This is a genomic window from Scatolibacter rhodanostii, assembly GCF_900197595.1.
Lineage (GTDB): Bacteria > Bacillota > Clostridia > Oscillospirales > Acutalibacteraceae > Scatolibacter > Scatolibacter rhodanostii.
In genome coordinates this window covers 111,210-128,951 of sequence record NZ_FZLO01000003.1, presented here as the reverse complement: position 1 = coordinate 128,951, position 17,742 = coordinate 111,210, and the positions used below count along the sequence as shown (strand labels likewise).

Below are 17,742 nucleotides of genomic sequence, written 5' to 3'. Positions count from 1 at the left end.
TTCTATGATTGTAGAGAGGATAGTGATTATGAAAACAAAGATGAAAGCGGTTGCGTTGATTCTCACTTCGTTGCTGTCTTTAGGTATTTTCACCGCTTGCCAAAGCAAAGAAACTCCATCTTCATCGGCAGCAGTGCAAAAGTCGTCTGCTTCTGAGCAAAGCAATTCTTCTGCAAAGGTAGAAGAGGAACCCCTGGTTGTCAGTTTTGACACCACAGACCTAAATGACCAATCGGTTAGCAGCGAAATATTTGCTGAATCAGATTTGACTATTATTAATATTTGGGCAACATGGTGTCCGCCTTGTATCAGTGAGTTGCCCGAGTTACAGCAGATCACGGAATCCTATCCTGATAAACATGTGCAATTGATTGGTTTGCTGCATGATGGTGTTGACCAAGAAGGCAAAAAAGACGACAAAATTATAGAGAATGCCAAGACGCTCCTAGAAACAGCTGGGGCAGATTATACGGTCGTTTTGCCAGATGAAACCTTGATGACTGAAATTCTGCCGAGAGTGCAGGCTTTCCCGACAACATTGTTTGTGAACGACAAAGGGGAGCTACTGTATGTGGTACAGTCAGCAAATGACTTTGCAAAATGGAGTGAAATCATTGACAAAGTATTGGAAGCAATGGAAACTTAACTACGCATGGGTACGTTGGATTCTCATTTTGTTGGGTGTTGTCTTTATTTTTATAGGAGCAAGCAGAGGCGAAGTTAAGACCGTTTTAATGAAAGCAATCTATATTTGTTTGGAGTGTATTGGCATTGGCTAAAAAGAATCAACTAGCAAAGTTGTTCAGCCGAAGAAATGGCATACAAGCAGGGTGGGCGTTCTTAACAAATGCCAATATCAGCGGTTTTTTTACAGGGAAAATTTATAATGGAAAGCTAAAGAGTTTGTGTGTGCCGGGGCTAAATTGTTATTCTTGTCCCGGTGCGCTCGGCTCTTGTCCCATTGGTTCGCTGCAAGCGGTTGTGGGCAGTTTTGAATATCAACTTTCTTTTTATCTCATGGGTTTTTTCTTGCTTGTTGGTTCACTGCTAGGTCGCTTTGTCTGCGGTTTTCTTTGCCCATTTGGTTTTGTACAGGATTTACTGCACAAAATTCCATTCCCCAAGAAGATTAAGACTTTTAGAGGGGATAAGAGTTTAAGATTGTTGAAGTATTTTATCTTGCTTGTATTCGTTTTATTGATACCCATGTTTGTTGTGGATGCCATCGGCGGAGGTTCACCGGCCTTTTGCAAATGGATTTGCCCTGCGGGTATGTTAGAGGGCGGTATTCCGCTAGTCAGTAGCAATCCCAGCTTGCAGAGCGCAGTAGGATTTCTGTTTACTTGGAAGCTTGTTATTCTCATCGTCACCATTTTGCTTTCTATTATAATCTATCGTCCGTTTTGCAAGTACATTTGTCCGCTCGGTACAATTTATGCCTTATTCAATAAAATATCGGCATACCACTATACGGTCTCTAAAACAACATGTATTAGCTGTGGAAAATGTGAGCGGGAATGTCCGATGAACATTGATCCCGTCAAGCAGTGCAATCATGGAGAATGTGTGCGCTGCGGTGTCTGTAAAACGGTTTGTCCAACGGGAGCGATAACCTCTGGATTTCAGTTTGGCAGCAAAGAAAAAAGCTTAGATAAGAGAAGAATTTCGGATATAAAAGCGAAAAATTGAATAGCAAAGTTAAAAGCATTGTCACCTGAAATACAAATTTGGGTTGACAATGCTTTTTTGCTATGTTATTTTTGAAAATAGAGTAAGGAGATTTTTGCTTAATGGGCAAGTATGGAGGAGAGAGGAAGAAATGGTGTAAATGGTAAAAACACAAGTATTAGATTATTTACTAAAACAGAAAGGGCAAGCTGTTTCTGGTGAGAAAATAGCACAAAGTCTAGGGGTCAGTCGAAATAGCATATGGAAAGCCGTACAGAACCTACGTGAAGAAGGATTTGTGATTAAAGCTGTGACCAATGCTGGGTATAAATTGTGTGCAGAAGGACAAACATTATCCGCCACTTCAATTTTGTTGCATATGCCCAAAGTTCATCCTTTTAAAATAGAGGTTAAGAAATCAGTAGGTTCTACCAATACAGAGTTGAAAGCTTTGGCAGAAAATGGTGCCAAAGAGGGAACTGTACTAATTGCTGAAGAACAACTAGGGGGCAAGGGCAGACTGGGCCGCTCTTTCTATTCGCCTTCTGGCGGCGGTCTTTACATGAGCGTGATTCTACGTCCGAAGTGCTTGCCGGATGAAGCTCTGTTTATCACAGTAGCGGCAGCTGTTGCTGTGGCACAGGCGATTGAAACGATAACAGACAGCAAAGCCAAGATTAAATGGGTCAATGACATCTATGTCAAAGGAAAGAAAGTTTGCGGAATTTTGACGGAAGCTTCGATGGATTTTGAGAGCGGAAGTGTTAATTATGCTGTTCTTGGAATGGGAATTAATGTTACTCTGCCACAAGGCGGATTTCCGGAAGAAATTCGTGATGTAGCAGGAGCTTTGTTCAACGAAAACGCGCCTGACGGAATCAAAGCTAAACTGGCGGCAGAAATTTTGACTCGATTTATAGGAATGTACCAAAAATTGTCAGCACATGAATTTATGTCTGAATACCAAAGTCGTTCTCTTTTGACCGATTGTCAAATTACATTCACGCAAGGCAATCAAGAGTCACATGGAATAGTGGTGGGCATTAGCAATAGAGCAGAATTAATTGTGCGGTTAGACAGTGGTGAGATAAAAAAATATTCATCGGGTGAGGCATCAATTGAAAAAGAATCATTAAAGAAAATCTTGCAAAAATCAAAGGAGCAAATACAATGAAATCGAGAGAAAATATTCAAACCATGACAAAAATAGCAGCGGTGACGGCTATAGTGGTCATTTGTGCGTGGATTAGCTTTCCGATGCCTACGGGGGTATCCACCACATTGCAGACATTTGGCATCGCTCTGTGTGGATTCATTCTAGGCCCAAAATTATCGGCTGTATCCATTATTTTGTATTGGGCAATGGGTGCAGTAGGACTTCCTGTTTTTTCAAGCTTTAGCGCAGGAATAGGGCAATTTGCAGGGCCGACAGGTGGTTTTTTATGGGGATTCCTTTTCTTAGCCGTTTTGTGCGGAGTGGGAGAACGTGCACAAAATAAAGTGATACTTATTGCATTGGCGATTCTAGGGTTGGCAATCTGTCACTTCTTGGGAGTTATTCAATTTGCGGCTTTAACAGAGCGCACGTGGATGGAATCGTTTGTATTGGTATCTGTTCCTTATCTTATTAAAGATGTAGCTTCAGTAGCAGTAGCTTGGCTTTTAGGAAATCGAATTACCGCCGCACTGAAAAAAGCAAAAATGGCTTAATGATTAATCATCAAACAAAATTAGAATAGTGTCAGTCATTTGGTTCTCCTTCGCTGCGGCATGGGGAACCTTCTGTATTTCAGCAAATTTAAAGTGATAGTACTATAAAACAGAAAAATCGACTTTCTTCTTTGTCATTTATATGGTATAATTGCATAAAATATTCACGTCATGTTTAGACTGGTTGTAGATTCATCCTATTTACAAAACCTTAAAAGAATGTTAAAATATTATCAAAGTTAAATATGTTAATATTTTAACTTTTCCTTATCCGACTATCCACCACAGCAAAATAGAAAAGAATGGGTGATTATTTTTATGAAAAAGAAGACATATGAACCAGTGACTAGTGTTGAAACTCTTCACAGCGCTATTGCCAGAGTTCGTGAGGCACAAAAGATTTTTGCGACCTATACGCAAGAGCAAGTAGACAAAATATTCTTCGCCGCTTCTACTGCCGCTAATAGCATGAGAATTCCGCTTGCTAAAATGGCTGTTGCAGAAACCGGAATGGGTATTGTGGAAGACAAAATCATCAAAAACCACTATGCCGCCGAATATGTTTACAATGCTTATAGAGATACCAAAACCTGTGGTATTATTGAACGCGATGAAAGCGCCGGAATCACCAAGATTGCAGATCCAATCGGTGTTATCGCTGCTGTTATTCCGACCACAAACCCCACTTCTACTGCTATTTTTAAAACGCTGATTTCTTTAAAAACCCGCAATGGTATCATTATCAGTGCACATCCCCGTGCTAAGAATTCTACCATTGAAGCTGCTAAAGTTGTGCTAGAAGCCGCTGTAGCTGCCGGTGCTCCTGAAAATATTATTGCTTGGATTGATGAGCCGTCTTTGGAAATGACAAATACCGTTATGGCAGAGGCTGACACCATTTTGGCAACAGGTGGTCCTGGTATGGTGCGTGCCGCTTATTCCTCTGGCAAACCTGCTCTGGGTGTTGGTGCCGGTAACACACCGGTTGTTATTGACGACACAGCAGATGTGATTATGGCTGTCAACTCAATCATTCATTCTAAGACATTTGATAATGGTATGATTTGTGCCTCTGAGCAATCTGTTATTGTGCTAGAGGGTGTTTATAAAGCAGTTAAAGATGAATTTAAGAAACGCGGCTGTTATTTCCTCAATAAAGAAGAAACTGAAAAAGTGCGTAAGACCATCATTATCAATGGTGCGCTGAATGCTAAGATTGTTGGTCAATCCGCCTTTACTATTGCTGCTCTTGCCGGGGTAAAAGTACCTGAAGCAGCTAAGATTTTAATTGGTGAAGTCGAAAGCGTTGAGCTGTCTGAAGAATTTGCTCACGAAAAACTTTCTCCCGTACTTGCTATGTACAAAGCAAAAGATTTTGATGATGCTTTGGCAAAAGCAGAACAATTGGTTGAAGACGGCGGCTTAGGACATACAGGTTGTTTGTATGTCAACACAGCAGAACGTGCCAAGATTGAAAAACATGCTGCTGCCATGAAAACCTGCCGTATTTTGGTCAATACACCTGCTTCTCACGGTGCAATCGGCGATTTGTATAACTTCAGCTTAACTCCTTCTCTGACATTGGGCTGCGGCTCTTGGGGCGGCAACTCTGTTTCAGAAAACGTAGGCGTTAAACATTTGCTGAATATTAAAACCGTCGCTGAGAGGAGAGAAAATATGCTTTGGTTCCGCGCTCCTGAAAAGGTCTACTTCAAAAAAGGCTGTATGCCGGTTGCTTTAAATGAGCTAAAAGATGAATATAGCTGCAAGAAAGCTTTCATTGTTACCGATGGTTTCTTGTTTGAAAATGGCTATACCAAGCCTTTGACTGATAAATTGGATGCACTGGGTATTCAGTATACTTGCTTTGCTGACGTTGCTCCCGATCCAACCCTTGCTTGTGCCAGAGAAGGCGCAGAGCGCATGAAAGCCTTTAATCCTGATGTTGTTATCGCTCTTGGTGGCGGTTCTCCAATGGATGCTGCTAAAATCATGTGGGTTCTCTATGAACACCCCGAAGCAGATGAAGACTTCCCCAAAATGGCTATGGATTTCATGGATATCCGCAAACGTGTCTATAAATTCCCTAAAATGGGCGAAAAAGCTTTGTTTGTTGCCATCCCAACTTCTTCCGGTACAGGTTCTGAGGTAACTCCTTTTGCTGTTATCACTGACGAAAAAACCGGTATCAAATATCCGCTGGCTGACTATGAATTGCTCCCTAATATGGCAATCGTAGATGCAGACAACATGATGAACCAGCCAAAAGGTCTGACCAGTGCTTCCGGTCTCGACGTTTTGACTCACGCAACAGAAGCTTATGTTTCTATTATGGCAACAGAATTCACAGACGGCTTGGCACTTAAAGCCATGAAAAACGTTTTGACTTATCTACCGTCTGCTTATGAAAACGGTGCGAAAGATCCTTATGCCAGAGAGAAAATGGCAGAAGCTTCTTGTATGGCAGGTATGGCGTTCGCCAATGCCTTCTTGGGACTAAACCACTCCATGGCTCATAAATTAGGCGCTTATCACCACTTGCCTCATGGTATTGCCAATGCATTGATTTTCACCAATGTAATTCGCTATAACGCAGAAGATGTTCCAACCAAAATGGGAACCTTCTCACAATATCAATATCCCCATGCAAAAAAACGTTATGTTGAATGTGCCAACTTTATGGGTATTTTTGGCAAAGATGATAACGATACTTTAGACAAATATATTGCTGCTATTGAAGAATTAAAAGCCACATGCGGCGTGAAGAAATCAATTGCTGAATACGGAATCAGCGAGAAAGATTTCCTTGCTACACTTGACGAAATGGTTGAAAATGCATTTGATGACCAGTGCACAGGCGCAAACCCGAGATATCCGCTGATGAGTGAGATTAAACAACTTTATCTTGATTCTTATTATGGAAACTAAAGGGGGAACCAAATCATGAACTTTGATCAAATGATAGCCGAAAGATCTTCAAAAAAAATCTATCGTGACGGGAACAATGTAGTTAAAATTTTTGATGAAAAATTCTCAAAATCTGACATACTCAATGAGGCATTGAATCTTGCAAGAGTTGAAGAAACCGGTCTACCGACACCCAAAGTGGTCGAGGTTACCAAAATTGACGGCAAATGGGCAATTGTAATGACATTTTTACAAGGCGAAACCATTACAAATTTGATCAGCAAAAACCCCGAGAAGACAGATGAGTATCTAGAAAAATTTGTTGATATTCAACTTGAGATACACAACCACAAAGTACCGCTTTTAAACAAACTGAAAGACAAAATGAACACCAAAATTTCTCAAACAGACTTGGATGCTACCACTCGCTATGAGTTGCATACCAGATTAGAGAGTATGCCTAAGCACAAAAAACTGTGCCACGGTGATTTTAATCCCAGTAATGTTTTGCTGAATGATGATGGTAGCTATGGCATTTTAGACTGGTCACATGCTACACAGGGCAATGCCAGTGCTGATGCTGCCAGAACCTATTTGCTGTTCCACCTTAAAGGGCAAATTGATTTGGCTGAAAAATATCTGGATTTGTTCTGCCAAAAGAGTGACACAGCAAAACAATATGTGCAAAAATGGCTTCCCATTGTAGCTGCATCACAGTCTATCAAAGGAAAACCAGAGGAAAAAGACTTGCTTATCAAATGGGCAAGTGTTGTTGAATACGAATAATTTTACTTTAGTTTCAATAGATGTAAAAGAAGGAAGAGTGCAAAAGTACTCTTCCTTCTTTTTGAATAAACAACTATTAGTGGAGATTGCCTTTGTTTCATGCTATAATGGGTAAAATAGAAATTACATGAGTTTTATCTTAAAACAATAAAAAGAAAGAGTGAATGAATATGGAAATAGGAATTAGAGGACAAGCAGAAACGATGGCGGCGAAAGAAAACTCTGCAAAAGAGATGGGCAGTGGAAGTTTAGCTGTTTTTGCTACGCCGGCGATGGTAGCTCTTATGGAAAAAGCTGCTTGTGAAAGTGTGCAGCCTCATTTAAAAGACGGAGAAACTACAGTAGGAACACTCATGCAGATTGAACATATCAATGCTACTCCTATGGGTATGACAGTTAAAGCAGAAAGTTTATTAGAAGAGATAGACGGTAGAAAATTAATTTTTTCTGTGCAGGCGTTTGATGAAAGCGGATTGATTGGCAAAGGTCGCCATGAACGCTTTATTATATCCGCAGAACGCTTTATGGAAAAAACAAATGGAAAATTAAATAAAGCTTGATTTAATTGATAAAACAAGAATATCCCATAACAAAGACATGGTGTGTTTTTTTATACGCTATGTCTTTTGTTATGAATAAAAGCTCACTTTTTGTAAGATATCTGTTCATCAAAATTCTGCAGATATCTTATAAAAAGTGAGCAAATTAAAAAAATACTAATTAGATAAGGGTGGAAAACTTAGATTCATAAAACTAAATTGTCATTTTGCAAAGCAGCCAGAATTTCTCGCCCTTGTTTTTTCTTGGATAAAAATTGGACAGCTTGATCAAAAACGGGTCGCCGCATTTCTAAATCATGACAATCACTGCTAATGAGAAGAGGATACCCAACTTGATATAGCTTATAAATAAATTTGAAATCTGTTTTCTTGAGAACAGATTCAGCATTAAATTGTAAAATCTGCTCATCGAAGGCAAGCAAGCTTTCATAATCTTTGGCACTATACCAAGGAAGATAACGTTCAATGTGAGCAATAATGGGGATGACATTCCAAGTGAAAGCAATGTTCTGAATTTCCTCTGCCATCCATTCATGATAAGGCTGACGGGGCATTTCAATCAACAAATAATTACTCTTTCCAAGGCATAAGGGGCGCAAATCTTCTCGGCTAAGTTCACGTGTTAAATAAATCTCTGCCCCCACGCAAAGATTAGGAACTTTTTTGCCTTGAAGATGAGGAATTAGACGGTTCCAAGATTCAAACCGCCTTCTAAGCAGAGAAGAGAGCGTTTCTTTGTGTGGATAAAAATGAGGAGTAAAAACAACTTTCGTGATTCCCTGCTCTAACAGTCGAGATAAAAGCTGCAGAGAAACTTCAGGATTCTTGGCTCCGTCATCGATTCCAGGCAGACAATGTGTATGCAAATCCAAATGAAAAGTTTGTTGATATTGAGAAAGATTATTCATTAGAAGATTCATAGGCATAATGAGAATAACTCTTGTAGGGTTTGTCAGCGACAGAGACACTGGAAACAATGACACCCAACACATTTCCTTTTAAGTTATGAACTTTTTCTGCTGCTCGTTGTAATTCATCATAATGAGTTTGTTTTTGTTTAGCAATCAGTAGAACACCTGCGGTTTGATCTAAAAACATCAGTGCGTCTGCAACGACGTTGATAGGCGGCGTATCAATGAAAATATAATCATAGGATTCTGAGAGAGCTTCAATTAAATAGCCCATCCGCTGTGAGCCTAGAAGTTCTGAAGGGTTTGGTGGAATGGGCCCAGCTGTAATAATATGCAAATTAGGAGAACGTGTCTCTAAAAGGCAGTCTTCTAAAGGAGAAAGACCGCTCAGTAGTTTTGAAAGACCGTCTACATTGTTTAGGCGAAAAATTTTGTGCTGCACGGGTTTTCTCATATCAGCATCAAGAATGATGACACGAGCACCTGTTTGCGACATGGCCAAAGCTAAATTTGAACAGGTAGTGGATTTACCGGCACCCGGTTCAGAGCTTGTAAAAATAACAGATTTTTTTTGTGAAGTAGATAAGGAGAAGAGCAGATTTGCGCGCAAAGTATTATAAGCTTCAACGACTTGAAAAGAAGAAGCCTTGCTTAGAATTTTTGATGAACGGTTCTTGCCGTGAACGTCTTTATTTTTAACCATTAAAAGGCTCCTTAGCTTTATTTATCGGTAATAACAGGGATTTCACCAAGTACAGAGAGACCAGTACGTTGCTTAATATCTTCTTCACCCTTTACAGTTGTATCTAAAAAGTAAAGAAGGATAGAGGCACCTACAGCTAGCATGAAGAATAGAAAGGCGCCAATCACGGTGTTGCGTATCACATTGGGAGAACTGGGAAGAGGAGAAGGCACCGCAGGAGCGATAATCTCAACAGAACCGGCTTTAACCACACGGGTCAAAATACCAGGAGCAAGTTCAGCCATAGTGTTGCAAATTTGCGCAGATAAATCGGGGTCAGTTGTTTCAGCTGAAATACGCAATACTTCTGTGTTATCAACAGAAGCCATCACAATAGTGTCCTCAATAAATTTCTTGTCGACACTCCCGACTGTATCAGCAACCGTTTGCATGACATCAGGGTTCTTTAAAATGACAACATAAGTAGAAACCAATTTTTGTGCGGCATTGATATCATTAATGTTCAGGTCACCGCTAGAAACAGAGGATTGAGCATTATTGACATAAAGCTCTAAAGTAGATGTATATTTTTTAGGGAGCAAAAAACTAGATAGAAGAAATACGGCAATGCCACCTAAAATGGTAGAAATAAAAATCCATTTCCAACGCTTTTGTAAAGTGTACAGAATTTCAGCTAGACTTAACTCTTCTTGCATCTCATAACCTCGCTTGTAAAATTAAATGATACCATATGATATATTATCATATTAGAAATAAAAAATCAATTGGCTTTCAAAGCAAAAGGATATTGCCGCTTGTTGCTTTGGAATAGGCAAAACAACATCTATTTGCCTATTATTGATGGTGAAAACATAGAAAATTTGCAATCTATTGGATTAGTAAAAAAGAAGAAAGAATTCCCATTTTTATACCTTAAAAAGTATATCATAAAGCGACGATGAAATCTATAAAAATATTATTTAGTTTTATTTTGAACCGTGGATTTCCGAAAATTTTTGTAGAAAATAAAATGTGCCTTGTTTATTATACCCCACTAAATTAGAGAAAAGTATTTAAAAATATTCGCTCAATAAAGAATGGCCGCTTCTTACTGGATAAAGAAGCGGCCATTCTAACGATAAGAGCTATTAGTTGTTTTGGGTTACAAATGCATTTAGTTGATTCAGGACGATGTTTACATCAATGCCATGAACCATGCAGGCATCGGCAAGAGATTCCATTTGAGAGGAAGGGCAGCCTAGGCAGTGCATACCGCAGGACATCAGAATGGGAGCGGTGTCGGGATACTGGAGCAGAATGTCACCGATAAGAGAATCAGCGGTAATGCCTGATACAGAAACGCGGCTATCATCATTTTCTTCTTCATCAAAGAAAAGCTTGATGTCATCTTCAACCGTGCCGATGGGGGCAATGCCAAAATTTTCGACCAGTACTTTGGCAACGTTAGCAGAGAGGAAACCTGGCAGTGTCGGGCCAAGATGAATATCTTTTACGCCCAAATAAAGAAGTGCCAACAAAACGATAACGGCTTTTTGTTCATACCAAGCAATGTTATAAACAATAGGCAGCTCATTGATATCGTCTAAATCAAAGACTTCTTTTAGTTTCAGAGCAATAACGGCTAAGGAATAAGAGTCGTTGCATTGTCCGGCGTCAAGAACGCGTGGAATTCCACCGATGTCGCCAAGGTCAAGTTTGTTGTATCGATATTTTGCGCAGCCAGCTGTAAGAATCACGGTATCTTTTGGCAGCGCACTGGCAAAATCGGTATAGTAGTTGCGAGATTTTGCACGCCCGTCACAACCGGCCATAACCACAAATTTTTTGATTGCGCCTGATTTAACAGCACCCACAACGGTGTCTGCCAAAGCCAACACTTGATTATGAGCAAATCCGCCGACAATTTCGCCGCTCTCAATTTCAGTTGGAGCAGCACATTTTTTAGCGTGCTCAATAATAGCAGAAAAATCTTTTTCTTCACCAATTTCACCGGCAATATGTTTGCACCCGGGGAATCCTGCTGCGCCAGTTGTATAAAGGCGATCTTTATAGCTCTCTTTTGGGGGAACAATACAGTTAGTGGTCATTAAAATGGGTCCATTAAAGGTTTCAAATTCTTCTTTTTGTTTCCACCAAGCATTGCCGTAGTTACCGACAAAATGATTATATTTTTTGAAAGCGGGATAGTAGTGAGCCGGCAGCATTTCAGAGTGCGTATAAATATCAACTCCCGTGCCTTCTGTTTGTTTGAGTAACATTTCCATATCACGCAAATCGTGACCGGAAACCAAAATACCGGGGCGATTACCTACACCGATTTTCACAGTTGTGATTTCAGGGTTGCCGTAAGTTGTAGTATTTGCATTGTCAAGTAGTGCCATGCCGTTTACGCCGTATTTACCTGTTTCAAGGGTAAGAGCAACTAAATCATTTAGGCTCAAAGAATCATCAAGTGTTTTAGCAAGGGCACTTTGCAAGAAAGCGTCTACGTCTTCGTCGTCTTTCAAAAGAGCATTAGCGTGTTTGCTGTAAGCAGAAAGTCCTTTTAGTCCATAAGTGATAAGCTCACGCAGACTTCTAACATCTTCATCTTTTGTAGAAAGAACACCCACTTCAGCGGCTTTACTTGAGAAATTTACTCTGGCGGTTTCGTCCCACAGGGCGGCTTCGGGCAATGAAGCAGTATTGGACAATTGAACGAGTAATTCTTTTTTCGCATTTAATGTGTCAAAAATGCGTGCCACAATGGCTTCTTCATCAAAGTTTGCATTGGTAATTGTGGTGAAAAGATTAAGGGTAATCAGGTGATTAATAGCGGGGTCTATTTTTTTCCCTTCATTTCGAAGACAAGTGGTGACAGCAGAAATTCCCTTGCTGACAAAGATGAGTAGATCTTGCATAGCCGCTACTTCTGGTTTTTTGCCGCAGACACCTGATTGTGTACAACCCGTGTTGCCAGCCGTTTCTTGACATTGATAACAAAACATTTTATTTTCCATATTCTCTTTTCCTCCTGCATAAATTCATAGAATAAACAATTGTTACATTTTGTAGATGTTTTTGTGATGTCTTTATCATATCAGGAGCACAGTTTAAAATCCGTAACAAATGTTACAAAAGAAAAAATTAAAATTACAAATAAACTGACCAGTGATCTGTCATGACAGGGCATATTTGGAAAAAAACTGCCTATACTAGAATTTACATTTGTATTCATGTTTTTATCAGCCGAAGTTAGAAAAAATTTAATAAAAAACGAATTAGATTAGTACGGCAACTAGAAAAATAATTTGTTGGTACTACTTCTTATAAAATGATTCTCTAAGGCCTATTTAAAAATGAAAGAACCTTAGTGTAGGAGGATAGATACAAAGTGATTTTTAAATTTATATCCCGCAAAATTAAGTTTTTGTTACATGCAGCTAAGCAAAAAGAATCTGACGTAGAAAAAGAAGAGCCAGAAAAAAAAGAAATTACCAAAGACAGCGTGAAAAAGCAGCTTTCTAGCAATGTTAGCAATCTGAAAAAAAGGTTAAGTAACAGCAGTGACTTAAAAATCCATTATTTTCGTACCGGTAAGGATGGCTGTTATACGGGAGCATTAGCCTTTATTGATGGATTGGTGAGCAATACCTTAATTACAGAATCAATTCTGCGTCCTTTAACAGTTTGGGAAGCTCAAAGTGAGCAAGAGCCAGATGAAGAAAAACTTATGGATGGAGTCATTGAACAAGCACTTTGTTCAGGCGAAATCGAAAAAATATTGGAGTTGCCTCAAGCGGTTGCCGGTTGCTTGTCGGGAGACACGGTGCTTTTCATGGAGGGCTGCGCTTCTGCTTTGGTAATCAGTACAAAGGGCTGGGACAAGCGCAGTGTTAGCGAGCCTCAGTCAGAAACCGTGGTTAGGGGCCCTCGTGAGGGATTCACAGAAAATCTAAGAACCAATACATCTTTGATTCGAAGAAAGATTAAAAGCGGCAAACTGCATGTAGAAAACATGAAAATTGGCAGGAAAACGCAGACTGATATCTGTCTTATGTATTTAGAGGATGTGGTAAGCTCGGATGTAATCAGAACCGTAAAATCACGCATGAAGCAGCTGGATGTAGATGCTATTTTAGAGTCTGGATATATAGAAGAATATATAGAAGATGCACCGCTTTCGCCTTTTCCAACTGTTGGATACACAGAAAAACCGGACGTAGCGGCAGGAAAAATTTTGGAGGGAAGAATTGCGATTATTGTAGATGGCACACCTTTTGTACTGACGGCTCCCATGCTTTTTGTAGAAAGCTTTCAGACTACAGAAGATTATTATACACGAACCATTTATGCCAGCCTAATGCGAGTTACTCGATTTATCGGGTATCTTATCACTATATTTGCTCCCGGTATTTATATTTCTTTAAGTGATTTTCATCAAGAAATTATTCCTACTACTTTATTATTTACCATTGCAAACGCAAGAGAAGGAACGCCTTTTCCCGTCTTTGTGGAAACACTGATTATGGTGTTTGCCTTTGAAATTATTAGAGAAGCAGGTATTCGGTTGCCTAGACCTGTCGGGCAGGCAATCAGCATTGTAGGAGCACTTGTCATGGGAGATGCGGCTGTTTCAGCAGGATTAGTTGGTGCCCCGGTGGTTATTGTGGTTGCGATTACGGCCGTTAGTGCCTTTTTGGTTCCCTCGCAAAGTGACTCGGTTTCTATGCTTAGAGTAGCCATGATGGCATTAGCCTCTTTTACGGGGTGGTATGGCTTAGCAATGGGTTCACTGGCTATTCTGCTTTATTTGGGTTCGCTGACGTCTTTTGGTGTACCTTATTTTGATGGATTTTCTTGGAATCATAATTTACAAGATTCACTTGTACGTATGCCACTTTGGACGATGGTCAAACGGCCTAAATATATTGCAGAAGGGAATATTACGCGCATTGGCAAAATTGACCCTCCTCTCAGACCTCATAAAAAGGAAGAAGGGGAAGATGAGGACTTATGAAAAAATTAGTGAAAATAGTATTGTTGCTGGGTTGTTTTCCGTTTTTGCTGTTATTGTCAGGTTGTTGGGATAATCACGAGTTAGATACTTTGTTTATTGTCACAGGGATTGGACTCGACAAATCAGAAGAAAACAACGAAGATATGAATATAGCCTTACAAATTGGAAAACCACATTCTGAATCAGGCGGTTCAGAAGAGTCAGGTGCGTCCAGTGCGACCATTATTATGGAGACAAAAGCAAAAACAATGCTAGAGGGATTAAACGAACTTAATCGCAACAGCAGTAGAACCATGCTTTTGCCTCATAATCAGGTGCTGATTTTGGGAGAAGATTTAGCAAAAGAGGGAATAGAATCTAGGATTGATTGGTTTCTTCGTTCGCAAGAGGCACGTTTAGAAGTGCTAATCATGGTGGCTGAGGGAGAAGCAAAAGAAGTGCTGAGTGCGCAATTACAGCAAGATCAAATTTCAGGCATGTATATTTCAAGGATGATGCAGGACTTAAGTAGGATTTCAGACAATTACGAGTTTCGCATGTTTGATTTCATGTCTCGGTTGCGTGACGAAACCTCGTCGCCAATGGCGCCTATTATATCTGTAACGGGAGAAGACGATAAAAAAGGGCTTAAAATAGACGGCTTGGCTGTGTTTAAAAATGATAAAATGATAGGTCAATTGACGGCGGATGAAATGATTAGTTATATATGGTCAATGGGAAGCGTCAAGCGATGTAATATAACATCAGAGCATGAAAAAGGAAGTGCTGTATTTAACATCGAAAAGCTTAATACAAAAAGGAAAATGGAAATCAAATCTGACGGTAATTTGAAAGTTGTTTTTGAGGTAGATGCTAACGTTGAAATTGGTGAGTTAAGCGGTTTTGATGGATTGCAAGGGCAAGAACTAGCGGCAACTTTATCACAAGTAGCAGAAGACAGCATTCAACAAAGAATGCAAGATACTTTTAAAAAAGCACAGAGTTTAAATGCAGATATCTATGAGTTTGGAGTATCCATGAAGCGAAGACATCCAGATGAATGGGAAAAAATGAAAGAGAACTGGGACGAAGTCTTTTCTCATATTGAGCTTGATATTCAAGTGAAAGTAAAATTGCCGACTACAGGAAAAATTGTAGAACCGCTAGAGATTGGGGAGGGAAATGATGAGAATTGATAAGGGCAGAATTTCTGGCAAACAATTTATGTTTGCAATTGCCTGTTTTATCCAATCGTCAGGGTTGCTGACTTCATTTGTTTCTGGAGTGACAAAGCAAGATTCATGGCTTGTTATTTTGCTTGGTTCTATTTTCAGCCTTTTAATGTTATGGGTTTACCGAAGGTTGATGATCGTTTTTCCTGATAAAAATCTGCTAGAGATATTTGAAGAAACGTATGGTAAAGTGATAGGAAAAATTTTGGGTGTACTCTATCTTTTTTTCTTTTTTACTTTGTCCGCTTTAAATTTAATAGACCTAGGTAATTTTACAAAATTAACGGCTACGAGAGAAACGCCTATGGTGGTGTTAATACTCATGTGTATTGTTGTAGCAGCCATTGCAGTCAGAGGCGGAATTGATCTTGTGGGAAAATATAGCACTGCTTTTTCAGTTGTTGCGGTTGTTATTGTCATTATCTCAACGCTTTTGGTCGTCTATCAAATGGATTTTGAGAATTTTCTACCGTCTTTCCGGTTGCCTATCATTAAATATATCCAAGGAACACATATTGTCACTGCCATTCCTTTTGGGGAATTGGTCGTGTTTTTGATGATTCATCCCAACGTCAAGCAATCTAACAAAGAGATTACCAAAAATCTGTTTATTGGATTTATTTTGGGAGCTATCACCGTGTTTATGGTTGTTTTGAGAGATATTGCGGTATTGGGAAATATTATGGACGTTTTTACGGTTCCTTCTTTAGTGACCCTTCATCTTGCCAATTTTGGAGTCTCAATGAGTAGAATTGAAATTTTGTTTGCCATCATCTTAATTATTCTTTTATTTTTCAAAATTGTAATTTTATACTATGTTTCTGTCATAGCAATGGCGCACCTTTTCAAAACAAAAGCTTATAAACGATTAGTATTGTCAGCTGGTGCATTTATAGTGTTTTATAGTATGACGTTATATCCTTCTGGAATTGCGCATTCAACTTCAGGGCAAGAAACTATACCTTTTTTGTGGACAGTTTATGAGTTTATAATTCCTTTGGTGACGATAATTGTTGCCAAATTCAAAAAAAATCCTAAAAAGCAGGAGGCTTAATATGGGTATTTTAGCCATTGTAATTGTATTTGCTATTATTGCTTGGATTGATTTGCTCCCGCTCATTCGGAAGCGTTCGTGGAAAGGGATTGCTGCGCTACTATTTTTCTTCATTCCAGCTTTAGTGTTAGCTGTTTTGTGGAATTATAAAATACAAGTGCCGAGCACTTTGCTTACTTTAGGAGAAGCACTAAAATCAATGGGGATTTCATATAAACCGTAATAACTACCTGCGAGTGTAAGCAATAAAAATGATGCGACGAAAATCATCTTGCTGGCTAGGTGCCAAGCGAGATGATTTTTGTTTGTATCAAGGAGATAATTAACAAAAGTTATGATTCAGCAGAGACAGAATGAGGACGGTTCAAATAAAAAATATTATAGATGAACCGTAGGAAAACCACTTGACAAAAGTAGGATAGTTTGATAATCTATATTGTGTTAGCCAAGACTAATCGATGATATGGGCAAACTAATATTGTGTAGACATTTTACCGCAAGAATTGTCACGAAGAAGAGATTTTTTATTTGTCACAAAGTTAGAATAAACTAACCTATGTAGGGGCGAGGTGTGATTTTGTCGTATCCATTACCGTATGCAACAGAAAAGCAGTTAGAATCGACACGAGATCTACAGATAAATGATGACCGCCAGTATATTGAGAATCTTTTTCTTTATTCAACTGCACCGGTAATTAGAGGGGCTAAACCTGCTGTTCTATTTCGTATCAGCACCAACTATATGTCTGTTTTTCGTCAAAGGCAGCGAGCTCTATGTAAAGCGACAAATTTGAAGGTAGAAGAAATGCAGGTTTCTTCTAAATCAGTTTTGGTTTTCATTTATGACCAACAAAGAATAGAAGAGGCTTTAGTTCAGCCGTTGAGTTTGTCTATTCTTGAACATTATGGCTATGATTCATCTGCACAAGAGTTTCGAACAATGCTTGCACGTCTAAAAAAACGACTGCAAACAGAGGATTTTCCACATGAAATTGGTCTGTTTTTGGGTTATCCGCCTGAAGATGTAGAGGCATTTATCATCAATGGGGGAAAAAATTGTCTTTTGTGCCGCTATTGGAAAGTATATCACGATGTTGAAAGAGCACAAGAGATTTTTAGACAAATTGATGAAGCACAAAGCTATGCCCTTCACTTATTACATAAACCGCTTCCTATCCATGTGGCAGCAAATAGGCTTAAAGCCATGTAATAAAGTGAAGTTCATATAAGAAC

General features: G+C 39.3%; 17 protein-coding genes. 13 read left to right on the top strand and 4 right to left on the bottom strand.

Annotated elements, in window-relative coordinates; genetic code table 11:
- The first annotated feature begins 28 nt into the window (after positions 1-28).
- The 8 genes from CS931_RS08060 (at position 29) to CS931_RS08030 (ending at position 7,631) form a co-directional block, all read left to right on the top strand.
- Positions 29-646: a TlpA family protein disulfide reductase gene (locus tag CS931_RS08060; protein ID WP_159459773.1), complete on the top strand. Its 618-nt coding sequence runs from the start codon at positions 29-31 to the stop codon at positions 644-646.
- Positions 615-779 (top strand): CD1871A family CXXC motif-containing protein, encoded by a 165-nt coding sequence (locus CS931_RS12820; protein WP_370738188.1) that lies wholly within the window; start codon positions 615-617, stop codon positions 777-779. Before CS931_RS08060 ends, CS931_RS12820 begins: the two co-directional genes overlap by 32 nt.
- Positions 772-1,689, top strand: coding sequence for a 4Fe-4S binding protein (locus CS931_RS08055; RefSeq protein ID WP_242964940.1), 918 nt, complete (start codon positions 772-774; stop codon positions 1,687-1,689). Before CS931_RS12820 ends, CS931_RS08055 begins: the two co-directional genes overlap by 8 nt.
- 139 nt (positions 1,690-1,828) lie before the next feature.
- Positions 1,829-2,842, top strand: coding sequence for a biotin--[acetyl-CoA-carboxylase] ligase (locus tag CS931_RS08050; protein WP_099205268.1), 1,014 nt, complete (start codon positions 1,829-1,831; stop codon positions 2,840-2,842).
- Positions 2,839-3,378: a biotin transporter BioY gene (locus CS931_RS08045; RefSeq protein WP_099205267.1), complete on the top strand. Its 540-nt coding sequence runs from the start codon at positions 2,839-2,841 to the stop codon at positions 3,376-3,378. Before CS931_RS08050 ends, CS931_RS08045 begins: the two co-directional genes overlap by 4 nt.
- Positions 3,379-3,696: 318 nt before the next feature.
- A complete protein-coding gene (gene adhE, locus CS931_RS08040) occupies positions 3,697-6,306 on the top strand; it encodes a bifunctional acetaldehyde-CoA/alcohol dehydrogenase (RefSeq protein ID WP_099205266.1) in 2,610 nt (869 codons plus the stop codon).
- Positions 6,307-6,321: 15 nt separating this feature from the next.
- Positions 6,322-7,071 carry a phosphotransferase family protein gene (locus CS931_RS08035; protein ID WP_099205265.1) on the top strand — a complete coding sequence of 250 codons (750 nt, stop codon included), beginning with the start codon at positions 6,322-6,324 and terminating at the stop codon, positions 7,069-7,071.
- A 164-nt stretch (positions 7,072-7,235) separates the two neighbouring features.
- Entirely contained in the window at positions 7,236-7,631 is a 396-nt protein-coding gene (locus tag CS931_RS08030; RefSeq protein WP_099205264.1) for a thioesterase family protein, read from the top strand.
- 185 nt (positions 7,632-7,816) lie between these two features.
- On the opposite strand, the gene CS931_RS08025 is transcribed toward CS931_RS08030, so the two are convergent.
- The 4 genes from CS931_RS08025 to hcp form a co-directional block, all read right to left on the bottom strand.
- The gene (locus CS931_RS08025) at positions 7,817-8,557 is read right to left on the bottom strand and encodes a CpsB/CapC family capsule biosynthesis tyrosine phosphatase (protein WP_099205263.1); all 741 of its coding nucleotides are present in this window, start codon (positions 8,555-8,557) and stop codon (positions 7,817-7,819) included.
- Positions 8,532-9,245, bottom strand: a complete 714-nt coding sequence (locus CS931_RS08020; protein WP_099205262.1) for a CpsD/CapB family tyrosine-protein kinase — start codon at positions 9,243-9,245, stop codon at positions 8,532-8,534. The genes CS931_RS08025 and CS931_RS08020 overlap by 26 nt, the downstream gene beginning before the upstream one ends.
- A 17-nt stretch (positions 9,246-9,262) precedes the next feature.
- Positions 9,263-9,940, bottom strand: coding sequence for a YveK family protein (locus CS931_RS08015; RefSeq protein ID WP_099205261.1), 678 nt, complete (start codon positions 9,938-9,940; stop codon positions 9,263-9,265).
- Positions 9,941-10,372: 432 nt separating this feature from the next.
- Positions 10,373-12,244, bottom strand: coding sequence for a hydroxylamine reductase (hcp, locus tag CS931_RS08010; protein ID WP_099205260.1), 1,872 nt, complete (start codon positions 12,242-12,244; stop codon positions 10,373-10,375).
- 374 nt (positions 12,245-12,618) lie between these two features.
- Between hcp and CS931_RS08005 the strand changes: the two genes are divergently transcribed.
- The 5 genes from CS931_RS08005 (at position 12,619) to CS931_RS07985 (ending at position 17,719) form a co-directional block, all read left to right on the top strand.
- Positions 12,619-14,244, top strand: a complete 1,626-nt coding sequence (locus tag CS931_RS08005; RefSeq protein WP_099205259.1) for a spore germination protein — start codon at positions 12,619-12,621, stop codon at positions 14,242-14,244.
- The gene (locus tag CS931_RS08000; RefSeq protein WP_099205258.1) at positions 14,241-15,419 is read left to right on the top strand and encodes a Ger(x)C family spore germination protein; all 1,179 of its coding nucleotides are present in this window, start codon (positions 14,241-14,243) and stop codon (positions 15,417-15,419) included. The genes CS931_RS08005 and CS931_RS08000 overlap by 4 nt, the downstream gene beginning before the upstream one ends.
- The gene (locus CS931_RS07995; RefSeq protein ID WP_099205257.1) at positions 15,406-16,509 is read left to right on the top strand and encodes a GerAB/ArcD/ProY family transporter; all 1,104 of its coding nucleotides are present in this window, start codon (positions 15,406-15,408) and stop codon (positions 16,507-16,509) included. The genes CS931_RS08000 and CS931_RS07995 overlap by 14 nt, the downstream gene beginning before the upstream one ends.
- A 1-nt stretch (position 16,510) precedes the next feature.
- Positions 16,511-16,732 (top strand): hypothetical protein, encoded by a 222-nt coding sequence (locus CS931_RS07990; RefSeq protein ID WP_099205256.1) that lies wholly within the window; start codon positions 16,511-16,513, stop codon positions 16,730-16,732.
- A 354-nt stretch (positions 16,733-17,086) separates the two neighbouring features.
- Complete coding sequence (locus tag CS931_RS07985; RefSeq protein ID WP_159459772.1) at positions 17,087-17,719, top strand: DUF3793 family protein; 633 nt, start codon at positions 17,087-17,089, stop codon at positions 17,717-17,719.
- The last annotated feature ends 23 nt before the right edge of the window (positions 17,720-17,742 follow it).